Raw genomic sequence first — 19268 nt, 5'->3', positions numbered from 1 at the left:
TGCATGTGTTAAGCACGCCGCCAGCGTTCATCCTGAGCCAGGATCAAACTCTCAATTTAAAAGTTTAATCTATACTCATATTACTTATAAAAGAATTGCTGGTTTATGTTAATATCTTCTGTTTAATTTTCAAAGACCATTTCTTCGTCGCCCTCAAGCGACTTTCTTAGTTTAGCATCACTTCGAAACTTTGTCAACAACTTTTTTCAAAACTTTTTATTTATTTTGTTAAGTTGTTTGTGTGTCTCTCAGCGACGAGATTTATCTTACCATGTATATTGATTTAACCGCTTTTATAATACACCTTATTTTCATTATTATTCCTATAATTCTTTATTTTCCTTAATTTTTCTATATAATTCTTACATTGATACGCTGGGATAAGTTTTTCTATAATTTATTGTATTAATATGTAAAATAAAAGGAATACTGTAAAAAAACATTCCTTTTAAAAAAATTTATATTGTTTTACTTACTATTTTCTTTTAAATCTTTTGCTTTTTAATCGAATTCTAGCTAAAAGTGATAGAGACCCTAATCCAAAAATGAATTCTTTACCAACACCTGAACCTGTTTGTGGTAATTCATCTTTATTATTATCATCACTATTCTCTAAATCCTCATTATTTTCTTCATCTTCTTTACCCTCATCTTGGCTTAGCGGCTTATCCTCTTTATTATCTTCTATTGAAAATTCTGAAATAACATCTTTCTGTTTAAAACCTATTTCTTTTTCATCAGTAAGTTCTGAACTTGTTATTTCTATACTAGTTAATTCAGCTTTATCAATTGCCTTAAATTCTAAAATAAAATTCACCTCATTCCCCTTAATAGAACCCTCTTCTAAATTTGTTAAAACTTCTAAAGTATTATTATCTATAATATTAGTTGTAAATCCACAATAAAATCTAGCTTTCTCTTTTCAAAATCTCAACTAAACTCTAGCTTACCCTTAATAAATTCTAATTTTTCTCCTTGAAATTTAATCTTGGCTCTATATTTACCTGCTACTATTTCATTAAAATCACTTAAATTAAACTTTACTTGAAAATTATCACCTAAATTTTTTATCCATACTAATATTAATATTTCCCAAGCTATTGATGTTTGTAATGCCATGTACATAATCGTAATAATTAACTTCAGTATTCATAGTTCCATCATTATTTAAATTTGGAATATCTACTGGTAACTTTCCCTTAGGCTCTACAGCTCCAAAAAACAACTCCCATAGATGCTGGTATATTAGGTACTTAAGATTTAGTTAAAAAAAAGTATCTCTTCTATTTGAAATTATTTTTTAGCATTATATGATCCCTGAACATTTAGTTAGAAACTAAGTATCTCCTTCTGTTGGATCCCTTTCTTTAAATCCATATATAAATACCTGTGTCTTAGTGTTATCATAAGCTGCCAAATCATATTGGTTTCTTAAACTTATTAATATAGAATCTTTGTTTACTTTTAGTTATGAATTCTAACTATTTTGTTATTGATTAATTGCAACTATTTCAACTCAAATTATATTTAGCACCCTTGTTATAAGAAATTATTAAGTATAGAATTTAATTATGATTTTGACAAAATTTATTTTTATATAAGGAGGTAATTAAATGGCTGCTGAATTTAATAATGATTGGGATGATTTATTAAAAGATGAGTTTGAAAATGAATATTACTTAAATCTTAGAAAGTTTCTTATAAATGAATATAAAACTCAAAAAATACATCCAAGCATGTATGATATATTTAACGCATTAAAATTCACACCTTACAAAGATGTTAAAGTTGTTATTTTAGGTCAAGATCCATATCATGGACCAAACCAAGCTCATGGATTTAGCTTTTCTGTTAAACCAGGAGTTCAAACTCCTCCATCTTTGAGAAACATGTTTAAAGAATTAAATTCTGACCTTGGATGTTATATACCTAATAATGGATTTTTGGAATCTTGGGCTAAACAAGGTATCCTTTTATTAAATACTGTTTTAACAGTTAGAGAAGGGCAAGCAAATTCTCATAAGGGTAAGGGTTGGGAAATATTCACTGATAGAATAATTGAATTATTAAACAAAAGAGAAGAACCTATAGTATTTATTCTTTGGGGAAGAAATGCTATTTCAAAAGAGGCTTTAATAACTAATCCAATACATAAAATAATAAAATCAGTACATCCAAGCCCACTATCTGCTACTCGTGGATTCTTTGGTTCAAAACCTTTCTCTAAAACTAATGATTTTTTAGTTTCAATAAATAAAGAACCTATAGATTGGCAAATACCTAATATATAACCAAAACTTTATACTTAATATTAATACTTATTTTAAGTTTACATTGATTTATATAAAACTAAATTGATTTTTAAGGAAACTTTACACCCCTAACTTAATATACTCTATTAGGAGTATTAATTAAGTTAGGGGTGTAATTTTATGAAAAATTATAAAGATAATGATGAGAACTTTAAATTAGTTCCTATGAATATGAAAATTAATCAAGAATATTCTTTTATGCCTATGAATAAATTCAATTCAAACTCAATGAATCTTAATCCTATGATTAATAATAATTCAAATCATAGTTGTTGCTGTATGCATAACTACGTAATGAAACCATCACCTTACAATAATAATTATTATGAAAATCAAATGTTTTCTCAAAACCATACAGATAATATGATGGTAAAAACATTAATAACAGTAAAAAAGAAATCAGATTTATTTGATTAATCTATATGTAGTGTAATCTCTACATATATTAAGCCACTACTAGTATATAAGCATTTATATTATACTAAAGTGGCTTTATTTGTTTCTTTTTTATTACGATTACTGTAATAGTCTATGCTTTTAAGGGTTTATATTATATAATCTACTTAAATTTAATGTTAGTTTAAAATACAAAAACAAATTAGTATTAAAATATATTTTTATTAAGGAGTGTTGCTATTGTTGAAAAGGTTACCACAAGAATACCTTATACATTCAATTTTATATATTTCTTTTATTATATTTGCCTTTTTTTTAGAAAGCCCTAAAGAAATACTTAATGGACTTTATAATATAGTTTCAAATTCAGACATATTAATAACAGATTATATAAGTATAGGTGGTTTTGGAGCGACCTTAATTAATAGTGCTCTTTTAGGCTTAATATTTATATTTTTATTTTATATAACAGATACAAAATCTACAGGAAGAAGCATAATGTCTTTATGGTTTCTAACAGGTTTCGGAATGTTCGGTAAAAATATAATAAATATATGGCCTATAGTTTTAGGTACCTTTATATATTCTAAAGTTAAAAAAAATCCATTTAAAGATTACTTAGTTATAGCATCTCTTGGAACTGCTCTAGCCCCTACAGTAAGTCAGTTTTCATTTTTCCCAGGGGTTCATCCTATATCTGGAGCTATTATGGGTGCATTAGTTGGAATAATAATAGGATTTATTCTTCCTCCAATTGCTAAAAACGCATCTAGGCTTCATTCTGGTTTTTCTCTTTATAACGTTGGCTTTGCTGGAGGAATTATAGCCATAGCAGTAATGTCTTTAATGAGAGCTGTAGGCCATGACTTTGAGACAAACTCTATCTGGCATAAAGGAAATAATACATTATATATGATATTTTTATTTACTATAAGCGCTTATTTCATAATTTGTAGTCTTATACTAGATAAATCAAAAAAAAGTGTGCTAAAAGATCAAATAGGAATTAATAAAGAACATGGTATTTTTCCTAGTGACTTTTTTTCAATCTATGGGAGTAGTTGTTATTTTAATATGGGAGTACTTTGTATATTCTCAACACTTTTTGTTTTACTTATAAATGGTGATTTAAACGGCCCAACTATTGGCGCTATTTTCTCCATGGCTGGCTTTGGATGCTACGGAAAAAATTTAGCTAACTCTATCCCATTAATTATAGGAGCGTCATTAGCATCTTTAATTAGTATCTCAGATATAAACTCTCCTGTTACAGTGGTTTGTATATTATTTAGTACAGGGTTAGCTCCTATTTCAGGTTACTATGGTTGGCCTTATGGAATAATAGCAGGATTTCTTCACATATTTATGGTTTTCAATATTGGTCAATTACATGGAGGATTAAATTTATATAATAATGGACTTGCTGGTGGCTTTGTGGCTGCAATTATTGTTCCAGTTATAGAATCTCTTCAAGTTACAAATACAAAAAATAAATTAAAATATTCTTCTAAGAGTCATCCTATTAGTTTAGGAATAAAAAAAGAAGCAGATTAATCTGCTTCTTTTTTTTCTTTACATTTATAAATTTTATATTAAAAGGGGCTTATAGTTTAAGTAGGGGGAAATTAACACTATGTTAATTTTATACTATAAACCCGAACAAACTCATTTATATATTAATTGATTAACTTTTTATCTGATTTAATCTTAACTCTTTTTATTAAAGTATAAATAAGAGAGGCTACTATTCCAGTTACTCCACCTAACGCAAAGCCAAACTGAGGATTATTGAAAATAGCGCCTAAAGCAAGTCCTATTAAAACTCCTCCAGCTATACTTTTAGTAAGATATTCACACTCTTTATCACTTAATATCATCTTCTCTAACACCTTTACCACTCCCAACAAATTCCTTTAACTTAATTATACAAACTACTTATTACAAATTATTTACATTGAATTTAAGCATTGGTTACTTTTGCAAATTAACTCTTATCTTTTGTTAGAACTTAGGCATTATTATAAACAATCCCTTTATGGTATTGGCTTAAAGCCTTAACCCCTGTAACATATTGTTGTTATGATATATAAAAAATATTACAGTATTTAAATTACATACACTTATAAATTACTTTGATTGTTCTATATATAATATTAAGACATTTACCTTACTTTGTAAAGAGTTATTTTTTACTGTTTTAAAAGATTAATTATATATATTAAGAGTTATTACTAATCATTTCTATTGTTTTTATAAATTTCCTACTATTTTTGTGCCATGAAACTCCCTAGCATTAGTATAGTCTTTTAATTCTAAAAAATTTTCCTTAGTAACACCTCCACCTGGAAGTATTATTATTTTATCTTTAGCATATTCAACTAATTCTTTTACGGTTTCTTTATTTTTAAAAGCATTATCTAACCCACCCTTTGTTAAAACCCTATCTACTCCTAAATCTATAAGTTTATCTAGTGCATCAAACTTATTTACTATTTCATCAAAGGCCATGTGAAATGTAATGCTTAAAGGTTTAGCTAACTCAACAAATTCCTTTGTTGTCTCATAATCTAAAGTATTATCATCCTTTAGAAATCCAAATACTACTCCTGTGACCCCTATATCCTTACAAAGTTTTATATCATTTTTCATTATGCTCAATTCCTCTTTAGAATAAACAAAATTTCCTCCTCTTGGTCTAATAATTACATTAATGTCTATATTCATATCCTTTTTACATTGAAGAATTGTTCCATAGCTTGGTGTTGTTCCTCCTTGAGCCAAGTTATCACAAAGCTCTATTCTATTAGCTCCTAATTCCTCAGCTCTTTTTCCTTCCTTATAATTTCCAACACATGCTTCTAACTTAATTGTCATACTCCTCTCTCCTCCTCAGTAATATTTTTTATGGATTCCAACTCAGTGTTTTCAAGATTACAATTCCCAGATCTTCTCTCAAAACCTTTAAAATCGAAATTTAAAAACATTAAACTAACATTTTCTTCTCTTAATATCTCTAAGATCTTTATATTTATTTCTTCCTTAAGCTTTTCATATTTTAAATATTCAAATTCATCTGTATAGAAATATATAAAAACTCCAAAACCATAAGTTGAAAGCTCATTAAAACTTACTATTATCAAATTTTTATCTATTTTATCATGTTTCTTTAGCATATTTTCTATTTTATTAACAGAATTTTTTATACTTTCTATTGGTGTCTTGCAATCCATAGTAAATTTAAAATGGATTCTTCTTAATTTTCTGTGAGTCCAATTTATTATGTTACTATTAGCAAGTTTTGAATTAGGTACAGTAGCAATTGCCATGGAAAAAGTTCTTATTCTTGTACTTCTAAATGTAATCTCCTCGACAACCCCCTCTACATCACCTGCCTGTATCCAATCTCCAATAGAAAATGGCCTATCTAAAACTATTACCATACCCCCAAACAAATTCGAACATGTATCCTGTGCAGCTAAAGCAAAAGCAACTCCACTTACACCTAATCCAGCAATAAAGCCAGTTAAGCCAAATTCATTTGCAATTATAATTATTCCAACTAGCAATATTATTAATCTAATAATTATAGAAACGAAAGGAAATACAATAGTATTACCCCCATCATTTTTATGTAACTTAGAATAAAGTAATGAATTTTCCAAAGTTAAGTTATAGGCAAAGTATATAAATGATACTATTATTCCTACTCTTAGAATCTTATATGTAGACAAAAAATCTATACCTAAGGAATCAAGATTTATAACTTTAAATATTGAATATATTCCAACAAAGGATACAATAAGCTTTAATGGATTTTCTAAAGCTCTAACAATATTATTATCTAAGTAATTTTTAGTCCTTCTTGCCCCTCTCATTAGTAACTTAAATAGATTATTTATTAATATTTTATTTATGATTAAAACAATTATCATAATAACAAGAATTATAATAATCTCTTTTATATTAATAATTGTTAGTCTTCCTAAAAGTCTTTCTAATTCCTTCATAGCACACCTCAAAAGATATTCTTCTTTTTATCTTTTCCTGAAATGACTAATTTATTTTAAATTTAAATATAAAAATAAACCTAGATAAAATATTTTTTATATTTTATCTAGGTTTGTCAATTCCCATACTTATACTATTTCATCAAAGTATTCACTAACTTCTTGATTACTTTTCTCTATGCTTTATTGAGGCATATGACTTTTTATATAAGACTTTACCTCTTCTGGAGGAATATCAAGAATAATTGCAAACTCTTCATTTAATAATTTTTCCGCAGTTTGCATAATCTCATCATCACCTTTACATGCCTTTTTACCATCTAATTTTCTTTTCTTTTTATCTAAATATATACTTCTTATTAATACAATTAAATCATCACAATTTCCGCTTCTAAGCATTGTTTTAAACTCATCATTTCTTTGTCTATCATTATTTATCCATAAAGTTTCCGTCTCTGGGATACTATTTATAATGGAATTCACATCCTCCTTAGAAAGAAGAGTTCTCATAGAAATTTTCTTATTATCAACTGGAATTTTAATTACTGTCTTTTTAGGATACTTAGAATAGACTGGACTTAATACATAATATTCTTTTTCAACATTATTCATAAGAGTTTCTTTAGTAATATCTATAACCTGACAAACCCCAACGGTTCCATACATTATATAATCATTAATTTTAAACAATAAATTTTCACCTTCCTTAAATTAAAATTTTGCTTTCATCTCATCATTAAGAGATTGCTCTTTTAACTCAAGTAGTTAGCACTATACTTTTCTAAAATAAAAAAAAGTAGTTTTAACAACTGGAATTACGTCATTAAAACTACACGCTGTATACTTCTATTTTACCACATTAAAAATATTTAATGTAAGGAAATATTTTATTTTTAAAATATATATGATTTTACTCAATATCAATTTTCATATCTCTATAATAATATTTCATATCATTTTCATTAATTTCTCTTAATACTCTACATGGATTTCCTACAGCAACTACATTAGATGGAATGTCCTTTGTAACAATACTTCCTGCTCCAATTACTGAATTATCTCCAATATTAACGCCTGGAAGTATCACAGAATTTGCACCAATCCAAACATTATTTCCTATATGTATAGGAATATTATATTGAGCTTGTTTACTTCTTAATTCTGGATGTATAGGATGTGTCCCTGCTGATACTGTAACATTTGGGCCAAACATCACATTATTTCCAACAAATATATCGCAGTCATCAACCATTGTTAAATTAAAATTAGCATAAACTCCATTGCCAAAATGTACATTTTTTCCTCCCCAATTAGCATGGAAAGGCGGTTCAATATAACAATCATCTCCTATTTCAGCAAACATCTTCTTTAGTATTTTCTCCCTTTTCTCCTGTTCTGAAGGTCTTATTTGATTAAAATCATAAAGTAGCTCTAAAGCCTTCATCTGTTCACTCATCAAAGCTTCATCATTACAGTAATAAAGTTTTTGACCATACATTCTTTCTCTTATTTCTTTCAAGTCCATAATCTTCTCATCCTTTTATAAAATTCGTATTTTTTAAGTTCTTAATATAAATTTTATAAAAAAACTATATATTATCAACATAAAATTCTAAATTTATTTAAGATATAATGTAAATTTTTATTATGAATTAAAATACAAAATATTAATAAAAAAATCTGCCTCTTAATTAAATATAAGAATCAGATTTTTACTTAATAGCCTTTTAATTTCTATTAGAAGATATATAAGTTTACTTAAAATATATTTTTCATTTTAATATATTAATTTACATTATCATAGGCATCTACTAAATATTTTTCCAAATCATATAATTCATCTATAGAATTAATATATACCCTTGATTCTCCTATTCCCTTTGGAGCTTGCTCAATCTCCTTATTAAGACAAATATTTTTTGCGTATTCTACAGGTAATTTAGTCATTACATTTTTTTTACTAGCATCTAAATTAAATCTAATAATCCATCTCGTTGTATTCCTTAAATATACAGAAAAATAGTTTGTAGTATCTTTATAATTAATCTCTGAAATATCTCTATTATTTTTCTCTAGTATATCTTTAACTATATTAAAACCTTTAAGTTCATTCTCTGTGGTTATTATCCCCTTATGAACTTTATTTCCTATTTCAATTTCAGATAAGTCATCTCTATTAACACTATCATTATTTATATTTTCTTCTTTTTTTATAGTTAATGTCTCTTGTTGATATAACCCCTTACTAACTATATCTAAAACTGCATTTGAAATTGCTTTTTTTACAAGTGGTCTAAATCGCTCAATCACATTGGATGTTATTCTCATTTCACTAAAATCTTTTACTATGAATCTTACAAAATCATCACTTGGATTACTAAAAAGTCTTCTTAGGCTTTCATTTAAAGTAGAAGTATAAACTAATTCTTCAGCATAAGTTATTAATGAATCCTTATCAAAATTTTCTTTTCTTAATTTATTTAAACTTTCTATATCCGATTCTTTAATCTCTAGTAAATTTATATTTAAAAATGGAGTATCATCCATTACATTATTTGCATTTAAATCAGTAAAAAATTTATATTCAACCCCATTAGTTAATATAGCAAGCTTAACTTCTTTTGTTGAATTGAAATATCTTGCTAATTGTGCATCATGATTGTTTAAATTTTCATTTACTGACTTTGCTTCTATAAATATTATTGGTTCGTTTTCTTTAAATAAAGCATAATCAACCTTTTCGCCCTTTTTTATTCCAAAGTCAGCACTATATTCTGGTCTAATTTCAATAGGATTAAAAACATCAAATCCTAATATTTGAATAAATGGTATTATCAATGCTTGTTTTGTCATCTCTTCATTAGTTATATATTCTTTTCTCTCTTTTACCTGAACTGATAATTTTTGAATGTCATCTTTAAAAGTCATTTTAAACCTCCCCTTAAATTAACCTCTTTAAATAATATGTATTTGTTACTCTTTTATTACAATAAGCTAGTTCATCATTTTAAAAATTTAAATCTTTAATATATTTTTATATAATTTATTTTTTATATTTATAAAGCTTAATTTTTCTATCTCTTGGCATATTAAAATTAAGAGTCTTATAATTGAATTATAAATAAATGTTTGGAGATGATTTCATGGATGATAAAATAACCAAATTAAAAGAAATAATAAAAGATAGTAATAACATAGTTTTCTTTGGAGGAGCTGGAGTGTCGACTGAGTCTGGAATTCCTGACTTTAGAAGTGCTAATGGCTTATTTAATGAAAAACTTAATATTACTTTTACCCCAGAACAGTTAGTTTCTCATAGTTTTTTTGAGAGATATCCAGAAGAGTTTTTCAACTTTTATAAAGCCAAACTCATTTATCCTAATGCCAAGCCTAATGATGCCCATATTGCCTTAGCTAAACTTGAAGAAATGGGAAAATTAAAGGCTATAGTCACTCAAAACATAGATGGACTTCATCAAACGGCAGGGAGCAAAAATGTTTTTGAACTTCATGGATCAGTTCTTAGAAACTACTGTGTAGATTGCCACGCTTTTTATGATGAAAAATTTATTCTTGAATCAAATGGAGTACCAAAGTGTACTGAATGTGGAGGAATAGTTAAACCTGATGTGGTTTTATATGAAGAGCCTTTAGATGATAATGTTATTAGAGGTGCTATTGATGCTATTTCTAAAGCGGATACCCTTATAATAGGAGGAACTTCCTTAGTTGTTTATCCTGCTGCAGGGCTTATTAACTATTTTAGAGGAAAGAATTTAGTTTTAATAAACAAAAGTTCAACTCAAGCTGATTCTAAAGCTAACTTAGTTATAAATGACTCCATAGGAAAAGTATTAGAAAAAGTTATTGATTAATTTTTATTGTACTATAAATTTTTTGTTAAAAATACCCAAAAGATTGTTGTTTGATATATACTTAATAAAAAAGCATTATTAAATATTACTTTAAATAAATTTAATTTAGATATATTAAGGGGTTGGGTATTGAAGAAATGTTTACTCAAAAGATTTTAAGTTACAAAAAAATTTTAAAAATTAATATGTTCTTTTTAATATTATGCTTAACTATAAATATTATCTTATCTAAAAATTTACCGAACAAAATTGCTTTACAGATAGTAGAAAGCGGAGAATTAGGTAATTATATTCCAAAATTATTTTTTATATTTTTCATACCAATAGTAATTTCTTTAATTACTTTTTATAATTATATTAAAACTGAACTTAGGGTTTCACGTTCTATAGTACCAGTAATAGTTCTGTTTATTCTTAATATAATTATTTTAATAACAAATTTATTTGCTTAATAAAAAAGAGACTATTAATTTTTTAATAGTCTCTTTCTAAGTTTATTTAACAAATTTCTATGTAGTATTCTTAGTTAGATAATTTTATCCTTGAGAAACTTGTTGTTTTACAGTAGCTACTTCTTCTGGAGTTGCTTGTTGAGCAGGGATATAGTATCCTTTTTCTTTTGCAATTTTGAAAAGAGCATATTGACGTACTTCATCTTGGTTTCTCATACTTTGTATAGTTTCTCTTAATTCTTGATTTTCACATTGAGAAATTATGCCACCATATCCTGCTAAACTTGCATTTATTCCAGCAAGATAATCGCTTATCATTTCTTTTTCTTGCATGTTAATTTCCTCCTATCCTAAAAATGACATTAATTTTTCTTTACTGTTTTTAGCATCTTGTGCATCTTTTTTTAACATATTTTTTAATGTTGGATCAGTACATTGTTCTGAGTAACATTCAAGTTTTTTCTCAATTGTACAATGAGCTCCTATTAAGTGACGAAGATTTTGTAATTCTAATTCATTTAGATTAGCCATAATAATCCCTCCTAACATTTTAAAATTCTCTATTAGTTTAAGCTTTTTTTTTTAATTTATTCATATAAAATTATGTAATTAATCTTATGTTTAAACAATATATTATATTAAACACTAATATAAAGGAGTAATTTAATTTGATCTTTTTATGTATTTTTTTAATACTATTAGGTGTGTGTGCTGTTGTCTTTGTACTATATCAATGTAATATTAAAATTACTGAATATAAAAGGCAAATTTTAACTTTAAATAATCAACTTTCAAAATATAAAGATACAACTTATAAAAAAAGTAACAATGATTCCAAAAAAACTTTAATAATAAATTTTAATAAGCCTGAATTTAGATATGGAATTACACTACCTTATACCTCAATTTTCATAGCTCCCTCTGAAGAATCTATTGCTATTAGTAAAATCAAAGAAAAATCACAAGTAAAAATTATTGATGAAGCTGAAATAAACAATGAAATTTGGTATTATTCATTGTTAAATACAGAATCAAAAATAAATTGTAATGGCTGGATTAAAAAAAGCCAATTTTCAATGCTTATGGAAGATACTAATAATGTTATTAAAGAATAAATTTTAATTTCTCAACTTAAAACCCCCACTTCATTCAAAAAATGAAATGGGGGTTAAAAATAAATTTTATGTTATTTAAGTTTCTCAGTATTTTCACCTAATAATATTGTTTTTTCACTCGGAATAAATTCACCGGTATTATTATTTCTACCTTGTAAGAAATATCTTTCATCAGATTTTCCCATAGTTTCAATGGCTTTATCACAAAGTTCACCAATCTTTCCACCTTTACATCTATTTATAATTAAGCTAACCTTTGTATCCTCAAAATCTGATAGCATATAATAGTCACCATTACTATCTCCTCCAGTAATTACAGGGCCTTTATTATGAGTTGGAACTAAAAATTTTTTAATAGTTTCTGTCTTACCTTTTCCTTGAGTTTGATAATACTCTGGATTTAATTCAGCCTTTATTTTACCATCATCTGTTTTTAAAAGTTCCATAGCATATATATTTTTAGATGGTAATTCATATCCGTACTTAGGATTTGTTGCAAATTCCCTAACAACGTCAATGTAAGAAGCTGAGCATATATAAACATCAATACCATTTTTCATTAAAGTTTTATATAAATTTTGTTGTTCTTTAATAGTTCTTAATCCTGTATCAAATGTAACAGAAACAATTCCTGCTTTTCCTGGAATCTCTTCACTACTAGTCCAAGTTTCAACACCTAACTTTTCATTTAACCAGTAATCATTAGACTTTTCAGTAAGTTTAGCAACTTCCTCAGAAGTCATTCCTTTAAACAAATAAGTTACCCATGGATAACTTACATCTGAACTAAATGATTCTCCAATTGCACTATAAAGATATCTAAGTTTTGCTTTAAAATCTTCATACTCTTTTTCTTTTTTTATTTCATCTAAGGATTTATTTCCTTTAAAACCTTTATAGTTTTCATATAGATATGTATAATCACTAACAATATCCTCTGTAATTAAATCAATATTAACAGGCTTTCCCTCTTTATTATTGCATTTCTCAACAAAGTTATCCTTTGGAATATTAGTTTTCATAACAGTATCCAATTCTTCAGGTGTCATTTTAAATTCTAAATTCATCAACTGATAAGCAAGTAATGCTTCTTCAACATCATTCATTATTGTTGTATTATCCCAATCAAAAACAGCATAAGGCTTTTGATTTTCATCATAATTTTTACTATCCTTTCCATATTCCTTTATAACATTTACTAATGCCTTATAATTATCAGGGTCCCAGTTTAACTCTTCTAATCCATATTGAACTTTTCCATCAGCTTTTTCTTCTACTTTTGTCTTTGAAGCCGTTGAATCCTCCTTTACTGAACTACTTCCACAAGAAACTAAAGAAACTGTAATTAATGATGCTAAAACAATACTTAAACTTATTTTTTTATTATTCTTCATAATATCTCCCCCTCTAAAATTTTTTAATATCCTTACAAACCATAATTTAAATATAAAAATAATCCTGTATATTAATTTTATTAAAAACTTATAACTTATTGATGCTTTTATAATTCTAAACGTTTTCAATAACTTTATAGTTATTATATCAAACTTTTTATTTAATAAATACTCTTTTTTTGAATTTTTATGAATATATTTTATTTTTTATTAACATTTTAAATATAGTTTTCTTTAAAAGAAAAAGTCTATATCAAAATTTAATAAAATTATCTTGATATAGACCTATATTTTAATAGCTTATAAATTAACATCTATCTTTTGAAGAATGAAAATAATCCTTTTTTCTTCTTTTTAATTTTTTGTCCTTGGAATACTATCTTTTCATTATTTAATAAAGCAAGTCCATTAGCTTCAAACCTTCTACTAGCTCCTCTGCTTATGCTATTTGCAACTTCACAAGCTTCCTTTAAGCTAGTATTTCTATTTCCATTACTATGGGCATCAGATCCAATAAAACTATATAGATTATTTTCTAAGAATAGCTCTGCTGTTTTCTTTACTTCTTTTCCAAATAATCCAGTAAGACTTCCTCCATTTAACTGGAATAAGTATCCCTCATCAATAAACTGATTTATTGTATCTGGATTATTTATGAAATCAACATATCTTTCTGGATGAGCAATTACTGGAGTTATTCCTTTTATTTTAAGTTCATATATTTCATCTATTACTTTTTGAAAATATATTTTATCCATAGGGAATTCTATAAGCATATATCTTGATTCTCCTAAGGTACCAATATCTCCAAGCTTAAAATCCTCTAATATGTAATTATTAAAGAATACTTCTTGTCCTGGATAAATTTCAATATTTAAATTATTTTCCTTAGCTAGCTTATTTAACTCTTTAACTTTATCTTTTACACTGTTATAGTTTTCTGTCCAATATCCCTTAAAGAAGTGAGGAGTTGCTATTATTTTTTTAGTTCCTGATTCTTCTGCTCTTTTTAACATTTCTAAGGACATTTCTAAACTTTTTGAACCATCATCTATATTAGGTATTATATGTGAATGTATGTCTATCATTATTTTCCTCCTTAAAATAAATACCTAAAAGGAAATGTATCTTCCTCTATAGGGTTTAAATAATTTTTACTATAATATAAAACCCTTTACTAATCTACTCTTAATTTTCTATTTTTCACATGAATATTTTACCATAATACAAAACCAAATAATATATTATACATACCTATATTTCATAGGAAATATTATCTTCATAAAAACAAATAGCTGTATCAAAATTATATTCTAAGAAATTTATTTTTTAGAATATAATTAATACAGCTAAATTAATTTATAAACTCAATTTTTCTTTTTTCGTATTTAAAGATTCAATTTCTAAATTCATAGTTTTGATTTCTTCATATAAGGATTTTATTTCTTCATTTCTATACTTTAATTCCTCTTCATAAAAAGAGTTTATCCTATAATTCAAAATCATTATTAAATTTAGAATAGACTCAGAAAAAGTTAATTCTTCACTTTCCTCTTTTTCTTCATCCTTTGCTAAATCACATTTTATTTCATTATATATCTCTTTTATCTTATAATTTGATATATCATATGATAAAGCCCTTTCTATATTTTTAAAGGCCTTATTTTTCTCATCTATTATCATATATAATAATGCTAAAATGATTTTAACTTCTATTAATTCACTTCTTCCTTTATTAATTTCCTCTAAAACCTCTATTGCTTGTGAATAATTTTTATCTTCTATTAAGTTTAGTGAATATATATATTTTTCACTTATTAGTTTAAAATCATCACTTTCTATATCTTCTATAAATTCAGAAGCCTTATTATCTTCACATGAAACTTTCAAACTCTCATTCCAATATTTCTTAGCTCCATAAAAATCGCAATACATATATTTTATTATTCCTAAAAGATTTAAAATATCTATATTTATATTTCCAGAGCCATAAATTTTTTCTAAGAGCTTTTCTCCCTCTTTCAATCTTTTATTTAAGATTAAATCTAAAGCATTATTATAAGCACCTTCTAAAGATTCTTTACTATTTTTCATAAGAAATGCTCCCACTATTAATTTACGAAATCAAATAAAAAATCTGTAAGTTCTTCATCTAATTTCATAAGTGCCATTTTATCATTATCTACTATAGCATCCTTCATGTCACTCATAATCTCTTGAAGCTTTTCTCTATCAGCACTTGGTAACATAGGAATTTTTCTTTCTGCTAACCTAAAATTAGGCTCTACTAATTTAAATAAATTGGCTGATTTCCAAGGTACAAGTTCATTATTATTCTCATTACTTGAAACTACTTCTTTAAGATCCTGAATCTCTTCTTTTGAAATGCCTTTAGTAGACATTATTTTTGAAATTTCATCTCCAGTAGAAAGAATTTCTGCTGAAACATTTAAAATTCCATTTAAATCATAGGTAAATGTAATATCTATTTTTTCTTTACCAGTATCGGCCTTTGGTATTCCTGATAATATGAACTCATCTATTAAGGTATTATCACTAACATATCTACTTTCACCTTCATAAACACTTACTAATACTTCTGTTTGATTATCCATAACTGTACAATATCTCTTTGTTACATTTGCAGGTAATTTTGAATCTCTATCAATTATAGGATCAAATATTCCTCCCTTTAATGCTACTCCTAAAGTATAGTTACATGTATCAGTAACTATTATTGTACCTGAATCGCCAACTGGAATATCATTTTTAATAGCAGCTTGTACTGAAGCCCCTAAAGCCACAGCCTCATCTGGATTTACTCCTCTTGCTATTTTTCCTTTAAATCTTTTTTCAAGCATATTTCTTACATAAGGTATTCTACTAGAACCACCAACTAATAATACTGTATCTATTTCATTATCAGTAATATTTGCATCCTCTAAAGCCTCATTTACTATATCCTCAGTAGAGTCTATTATTTCTTTAACATTAAACTCAAATTCTTCCCTAGTTAATACCATTTCTAAGTTTATTGGATTATTATCTTTGTCAGCACTAATATAAGGAAGTACTATTTCAGCCATCTTAGATGTGGATAATGTTTTTTTAGCTTCCTCTACACCTTCCTTAAGTCTAGCCAAAATTCTACTATCTGAGGTATCTAATTTTACACCTGTTGATTTATTAAATTCATTTACCACATGGTCTATTAATTTATTATCAATATCTTTTCCACCTAAATAATTATTTCCTCTACTTACCTTTACATCTAAAACTCCATTAAACATTTCTAATATAGTTACGTCAAAGGTTCCCCCTCCAAAGTCATAAACTAGAATATTCCCATTTTTATCTAGGTTGTCTACTCCATAAGCCATTGCTGCAGCAGTAGGTTCATTTATTATTCTCTCTACTTTAAAACCGGCTATTTCCCCAGCATTTTTTGTAGCTTTTCTTTGTATATCATTAAAGTTTGCAGGGACAGTTATTACGGCTTCTTCTACTTCTTCCCCTAAAAAATATTCAGCTACTTCTTTTAATTTTTTTAAAATTAGTGCTGAAATTTCTTCTGGTCTGTATTCTTTCCCTTGAATTTGTATAATATTTTCTGTTCCCATTACTCTCTTTACCTCAGCAACTGTTAATTCAGGCTTTAGCAAAATTTGATTTTTAGCTTTCTTTCCAACCTTTATTTCATCTCCTTCTATGGAAACCACTGATGGAATAGCATGCTCATCCCCTTCTTCAATATTTCTTATTATACATGGCTTACCATCTTTTACATAAGCTATTTCTGAAGTTGTTGTCCCTAAATCAATTCCTATTATTCTTCCCATTCTATATCCTCCTTATTTTTAACTACTACTACTTGAGCTGTTCTCTCAACTTTTCCCTTGTATATGTATCCAAACTTTAAAACCTCGTTTATCTCATAATCTTTTCTTTCGTCATTCCAAATAGTACTAACACACTCATGTAAGCTTTCATCAAAAAAAGTTTCTTTTCCATCAATAAGAAGGATATCTACATTCACCATTGCTTTTTTTACTGTGTTTAATAGATTATTCATAGCCTCATTTAATACTTCATTGTTAGATTTTTGGCTAAAATCATAAATATATTTTATATTGTCCACTATACTTATTATGCTTTTAACTAATCTCTTTTCTCTTATTTCTAATTCTTTGTTTATTCTTTTACTTCTAAGCTCCTCTTCCTCACTCTTTTTACTTATATAAGTTGTAATCCCTTCAAGGCTACTAGCTATTTTATAGACCTCTTCAATATATCCTTGATTCATATTTTCATTTTGTATGGCTATTTTTTTTATAGAATTTTTTATTTCTTTTAATCCTCTATCCTCTTCAAATAAATCTATATACTTTTTTTCTTCACAAATATCCTTTAAAGCCTCTTCATAATTCAAATCAGTACCCCCTTATTTTATTTATCTCTAAAACTATTTATTACTTTTCTAAATAAAATTTTTACGGGATTCCCCTCTCTCCTATTAGAATAAAATTCCTTAGGTACATTCTTTTCCTCTTTTATTTTCTGAACTTTGCTATATCTACCCAAGACCTTATCACTTAACTTTCTTGTTTCTAAATAAACATTCCTATAATCATTTTTTAACTTCCCAATGGATTTTACTAATTCATCATTTTCAAAGTTAAAGTTATTAAAAAAGTTTTGATTTATTATTTCAAAATCCCTATTAAATTCAATATCATCCTTTAAAAATTTGCTTACAGCATTATAAAATACTATCTTTTTAAAATCTTCATTTATACTCTTATCCTCATAAAGCCTAGATAGTTCTAAAAAACTACGCCTTAAGCTCATTATTTTTTCTAAGGTTTCCACATCCTTTTTTTCATCTATTAAAACCAAAGCTGTTGATGTAAGCCTAACTCCATTTTTAAAATGAAACTCTTTTAAAATTCTATTCAATAAGTTTAATATTGAAATTTTTACTTCTTCATAATTATCTCTTAAGATAATTTCACTTAAAGCTTCACATCCCTTATTAAAATCGTCTTTGCAATCTAATCTATCAGATAAATCTAAAAACTTAAGATATAGCTTATACTTCTGAGAGTTTATATTTCTATTTTCTAAGCCATCTTTTAAAACCTTAATAGCCTTTGTATAATCTCTTAATTCGCTTTCATTGTAAATTTCAAATAACTTTAAATAAAAATCTACTTCTACATTTTTTAATTTCAAACTCTTTTTAAGAACGCTTTCTAGATTTTTAATATCATAGTTTTCTCCATAAGCATTTATTAGAAGCTTGTAGTATTCTATATTATTAGGTTCTCTTATAACTAATTCTTTTAGTATTTTAGAACTTTTTTTATAATTTCTCCCTCTCATTAAGCATACTGCTAAGTCTTTCTTTACCTTTAAATTATCAGGGTACCTTTGCAGAACCTTTTCGAAATTTACAACTGCTAAATCATACTCTTCGCTTTTAGCTAAATCAATACCCTCATTAAGTATATTTCTTATTTCAATATCAAAAGTATCTAAAATGTATGCATCCCTTTTAGATTTATCTATTAAAGTTTCATATGCATCTCTTATAACCCTATATTCCTTTGGAAACTTTTCTGGTGGATATTTTTTAGTCATATTAAAATAAGCATTTTTAACTTCATTATCAGAGGCATCTATCTGAATATTTAATTCTTTAAAATAATCGATCATAT

Annotated in this window: 21 protein-coding genes and 1 rRNA gene; 5 read left to right on the top strand and 17 right to left on the bottom strand. The window is 26.3% G+C overall.

Annotated features, from left to right (window positions below; translation table 11 throughout):
• The 3 genes from ACYUCG_RS13610 to ACYUCG_RS13600 form a co-directional block, all read right to left on the bottom strand.
• Positions 1–59, bottom strand: a 16S ribosomal RNA gene (locus tag ACYUCG_RS13610); the annotation flags it as partial.
• 416 nt (positions 60–475) lie between these two features.
• Entirely contained in the window at positions 476–817 is a 342-nt protein-coding gene (locus ACYUCG_RS13605) for a hypothetical protein (protein WP_415319577.1), read from the bottom strand.
• Positions 818–930: 113 nt separating this feature from the next.
• The gene (locus ACYUCG_RS13600; protein ID WP_460268755.1) at positions 931–1125 is read right to left on the bottom strand and encodes a hypothetical protein; all 195 of its coding nucleotides are present in this window, start codon (positions 1123–1125) and stop codon (positions 931–933) included.
• 488 nt (positions 1126–1613) lie between these two features.
• On the opposite strand from ACYUCG_RS13600, the gene ACYUCG_RS13595 reads away from it, so the two are divergent.
• The 3 genes from ACYUCG_RS13595 to ACYUCG_RS13585 all read left to right on the top strand — a co-directional run bounded on the left by ACYUCG_RS13595 (position 1614) and on the right by ACYUCG_RS13585 (position 4262).
• On the top strand, positions 1614–2291 hold the full coding sequence (locus ACYUCG_RS13595) for a uracil-DNA glycosylase (RefSeq protein WP_415319578.1): 678 nt from the start codon (positions 1614–1616) through the stop codon (positions 2289–2291).
• 141 nt (positions 2292–2432) lie between these two features.
• Positions 2433–2729 carry a hypothetical protein gene (locus ACYUCG_RS13590; protein WP_240297499.1) on the top strand — a complete coding sequence of 99 codons (297 nt, stop codon included), beginning with the start codon at positions 2433–2435 and terminating at the stop codon, positions 2727–2729.
• Positions 2730–2951: 222 nt separating this feature from the next.
• Positions 2952–4262 carry a DUF1576 domain-containing protein gene (locus ACYUCG_RS13585; RefSeq protein ID WP_139934287.1) on the top strand — a complete coding sequence of 437 codons (1311 nt, stop codon included), beginning with the start codon at positions 2952–2954 and terminating at the stop codon, positions 4260–4262.
• A gap of 122 nt (positions 4263–4384) precedes the next feature.
• On the opposite strand, the gene ACYUCG_RS13580 is transcribed toward ACYUCG_RS13585, so the two are convergent.
• From ACYUCG_RS13580 to ACYUCG_RS13555, 6 genes are all read right to left on the bottom strand, one after another.
• Positions 4385–4597, bottom strand: coding sequence for a hypothetical protein (locus ACYUCG_RS13580; protein WP_460268754.1), 213 nt, complete (start codon positions 4595–4597; stop codon positions 4385–4387).
• 361 nt (positions 4598–4958) lie between these two features.
• The gene (locus ACYUCG_RS13575) at positions 4959–5582 is read right to left on the bottom strand and encodes a copper homeostasis protein CutC (RefSeq protein WP_415319579.1); all 624 of its coding nucleotides are present in this window, start codon (positions 5580–5582) and stop codon (positions 4959–4961) included.
• On the bottom strand, positions 5579–6715 hold the full coding sequence (locus ACYUCG_RS13570) for a mechanosensitive ion channel family protein (protein WP_243289648.1): 1137 nt from the start codon (positions 6713–6715) through the stop codon (positions 5579–5581). Before ACYUCG_RS13570 ends, ACYUCG_RS13575 begins: the two co-directional genes overlap by 4 nt.
• A 183-nt stretch (positions 6716–6898) precedes the next feature.
• Positions 6899–7405 (bottom strand): CarD family transcriptional regulator, encoded by a 507-nt coding sequence (locus ACYUCG_RS13565; protein ID WP_060795246.1) that lies wholly within the window; start codon positions 7403–7405, stop codon positions 6899–6901.
• Between the two features lie 220 nt (positions 7406–7625).
• Positions 7626–8240: a sugar O-acetyltransferase gene (locus ACYUCG_RS13560; protein WP_208376302.1), complete on the bottom strand. Its 615-nt coding sequence runs from the start codon at positions 8238–8240 to the stop codon at positions 7626–7628.
• A gap of 260 nt (positions 8241–8500) precedes the next feature.
• The gene (locus ACYUCG_RS13555; protein ID WP_415319580.1) at positions 8501–9643 is read right to left on the bottom strand and encodes a type I restriction endonuclease; all 1143 of its coding nucleotides are present in this window, start codon (positions 9641–9643) and stop codon (positions 8501–8503) included.
• Between the two features lie 215 nt (positions 9644–9858).
• Here ACYUCG_RS13555 and ACYUCG_RS13550 point away from each other — a divergent pair, with 215 nt between their 5' ends.
• The gene (locus ACYUCG_RS13550; protein WP_415319581.1) at positions 9859–10590 is read left to right on the top strand and encodes an NAD-dependent protein deacylase; all 732 of its coding nucleotides are present in this window, start codon (positions 9859–9861) and stop codon (positions 10588–10590) included.
• Between the two features lie 536 nt (positions 10591–11126).
• Here the strand turns inward: ACYUCG_RS13550 and ACYUCG_RS13545 are convergent.
• Together ACYUCG_RS13545 and ACYUCG_RS13540 are read right to left on the bottom strand one after the other, a co-directional pair.
• A complete protein-coding gene (locus ACYUCG_RS13545; RefSeq protein WP_060795254.1) occupies positions 11127–11375 on the bottom strand; it encodes a spore coat protein in 249 nt (82 codons plus the stop codon).
• 12 nt (positions 11376–11387) lie between these two features.
• Positions 11388–11573 (bottom strand): hypothetical protein, encoded by a 186-nt coding sequence (locus ACYUCG_RS13540; RefSeq protein WP_003458368.1) that lies wholly within the window; start codon positions 11571–11573, stop codon positions 11388–11390.
• Between the two features lie 137 nt (positions 11574–11710).
• Here ACYUCG_RS13540 and ACYUCG_RS13535 point away from each other — a divergent pair, with 137 nt between their 5' ends.
• Entirely contained in the window at positions 11711–12157 is a 447-nt protein-coding gene (locus ACYUCG_RS13535) for a hypothetical protein (RefSeq protein WP_060795256.1), read from the top strand.
• 71 nt (positions 12158–12228) lie between these two features.
• Here the strand turns inward: ACYUCG_RS13535 and ACYUCG_RS13530 are convergent, their stop codons facing one another.
• The 6 genes from ACYUCG_RS13530 to ACYUCG_RS13505 all read right to left on the bottom strand — a co-directional run bounded on the left by ACYUCG_RS13530 (position 12229) and on the right by ACYUCG_RS13505 (position 19266).
• Positions 12229–13551 carry an HAD family hydrolase gene (locus tag ACYUCG_RS13530; RefSeq protein ID WP_415319583.1) on the bottom strand — a complete coding sequence of 441 codons (1323 nt, stop codon included), beginning with the start codon at positions 13549–13551 and terminating at the stop codon, positions 12229–12231.
• 314 nt (positions 13552–13865) lie between these two features.
• Positions 13866–14639 (bottom strand): tyrosine-protein phosphatase, encoded by a 774-nt coding sequence (locus ACYUCG_RS13525; protein WP_139932625.1) that lies wholly within the window; start codon positions 14637–14639, stop codon positions 13866–13868.
• Positions 14640–14910: 271 nt separating this feature from the next.
• Positions 14911–15645, bottom strand: a complete 735-nt coding sequence (locus tag ACYUCG_RS13520; RefSeq protein ID WP_415319584.1) for a tetratricopeptide repeat protein — start codon at positions 15643–15645, stop codon at positions 14911–14913.
• Between the two features lie 17 nt (positions 15646–15662).
• A complete protein-coding gene (locus ACYUCG_RS13515) occupies positions 15663–17390 on the bottom strand; it encodes an Hsp70 family protein (RefSeq protein ID WP_415319585.1) in 1728 nt (575 codons plus the stop codon).
• Positions 17378–17980 carry a nucleotide exchange factor GrpE gene (gene grpE / locus ACYUCG_RS13510; protein ID WP_003474604.1) on the bottom strand — a complete coding sequence of 201 codons (603 nt, stop codon included), beginning with the start codon at positions 17978–17980 and terminating at the stop codon, positions 17378–17380. The genes ACYUCG_RS13515 and grpE overlap by 13 nt, the downstream gene beginning before the upstream one ends.
• A gap of 17 nt (positions 17981–17997) precedes the next feature.
• Positions 17998–19266, bottom strand: coding sequence for a tetratricopeptide repeat protein (locus ACYUCG_RS13505; protein WP_283703848.1), 1269 nt, complete (start codon positions 19264–19266; stop codon positions 17998–18000).
• Positions 19267–19268: the final 2 nt, after the last annotated feature.

It is taken from the genome of Clostridium sp. CTA-17 (assembly GCF_054767895.1).
This window is presented reverse-complemented; position numbering and strand designations above follow the sequence as displayed.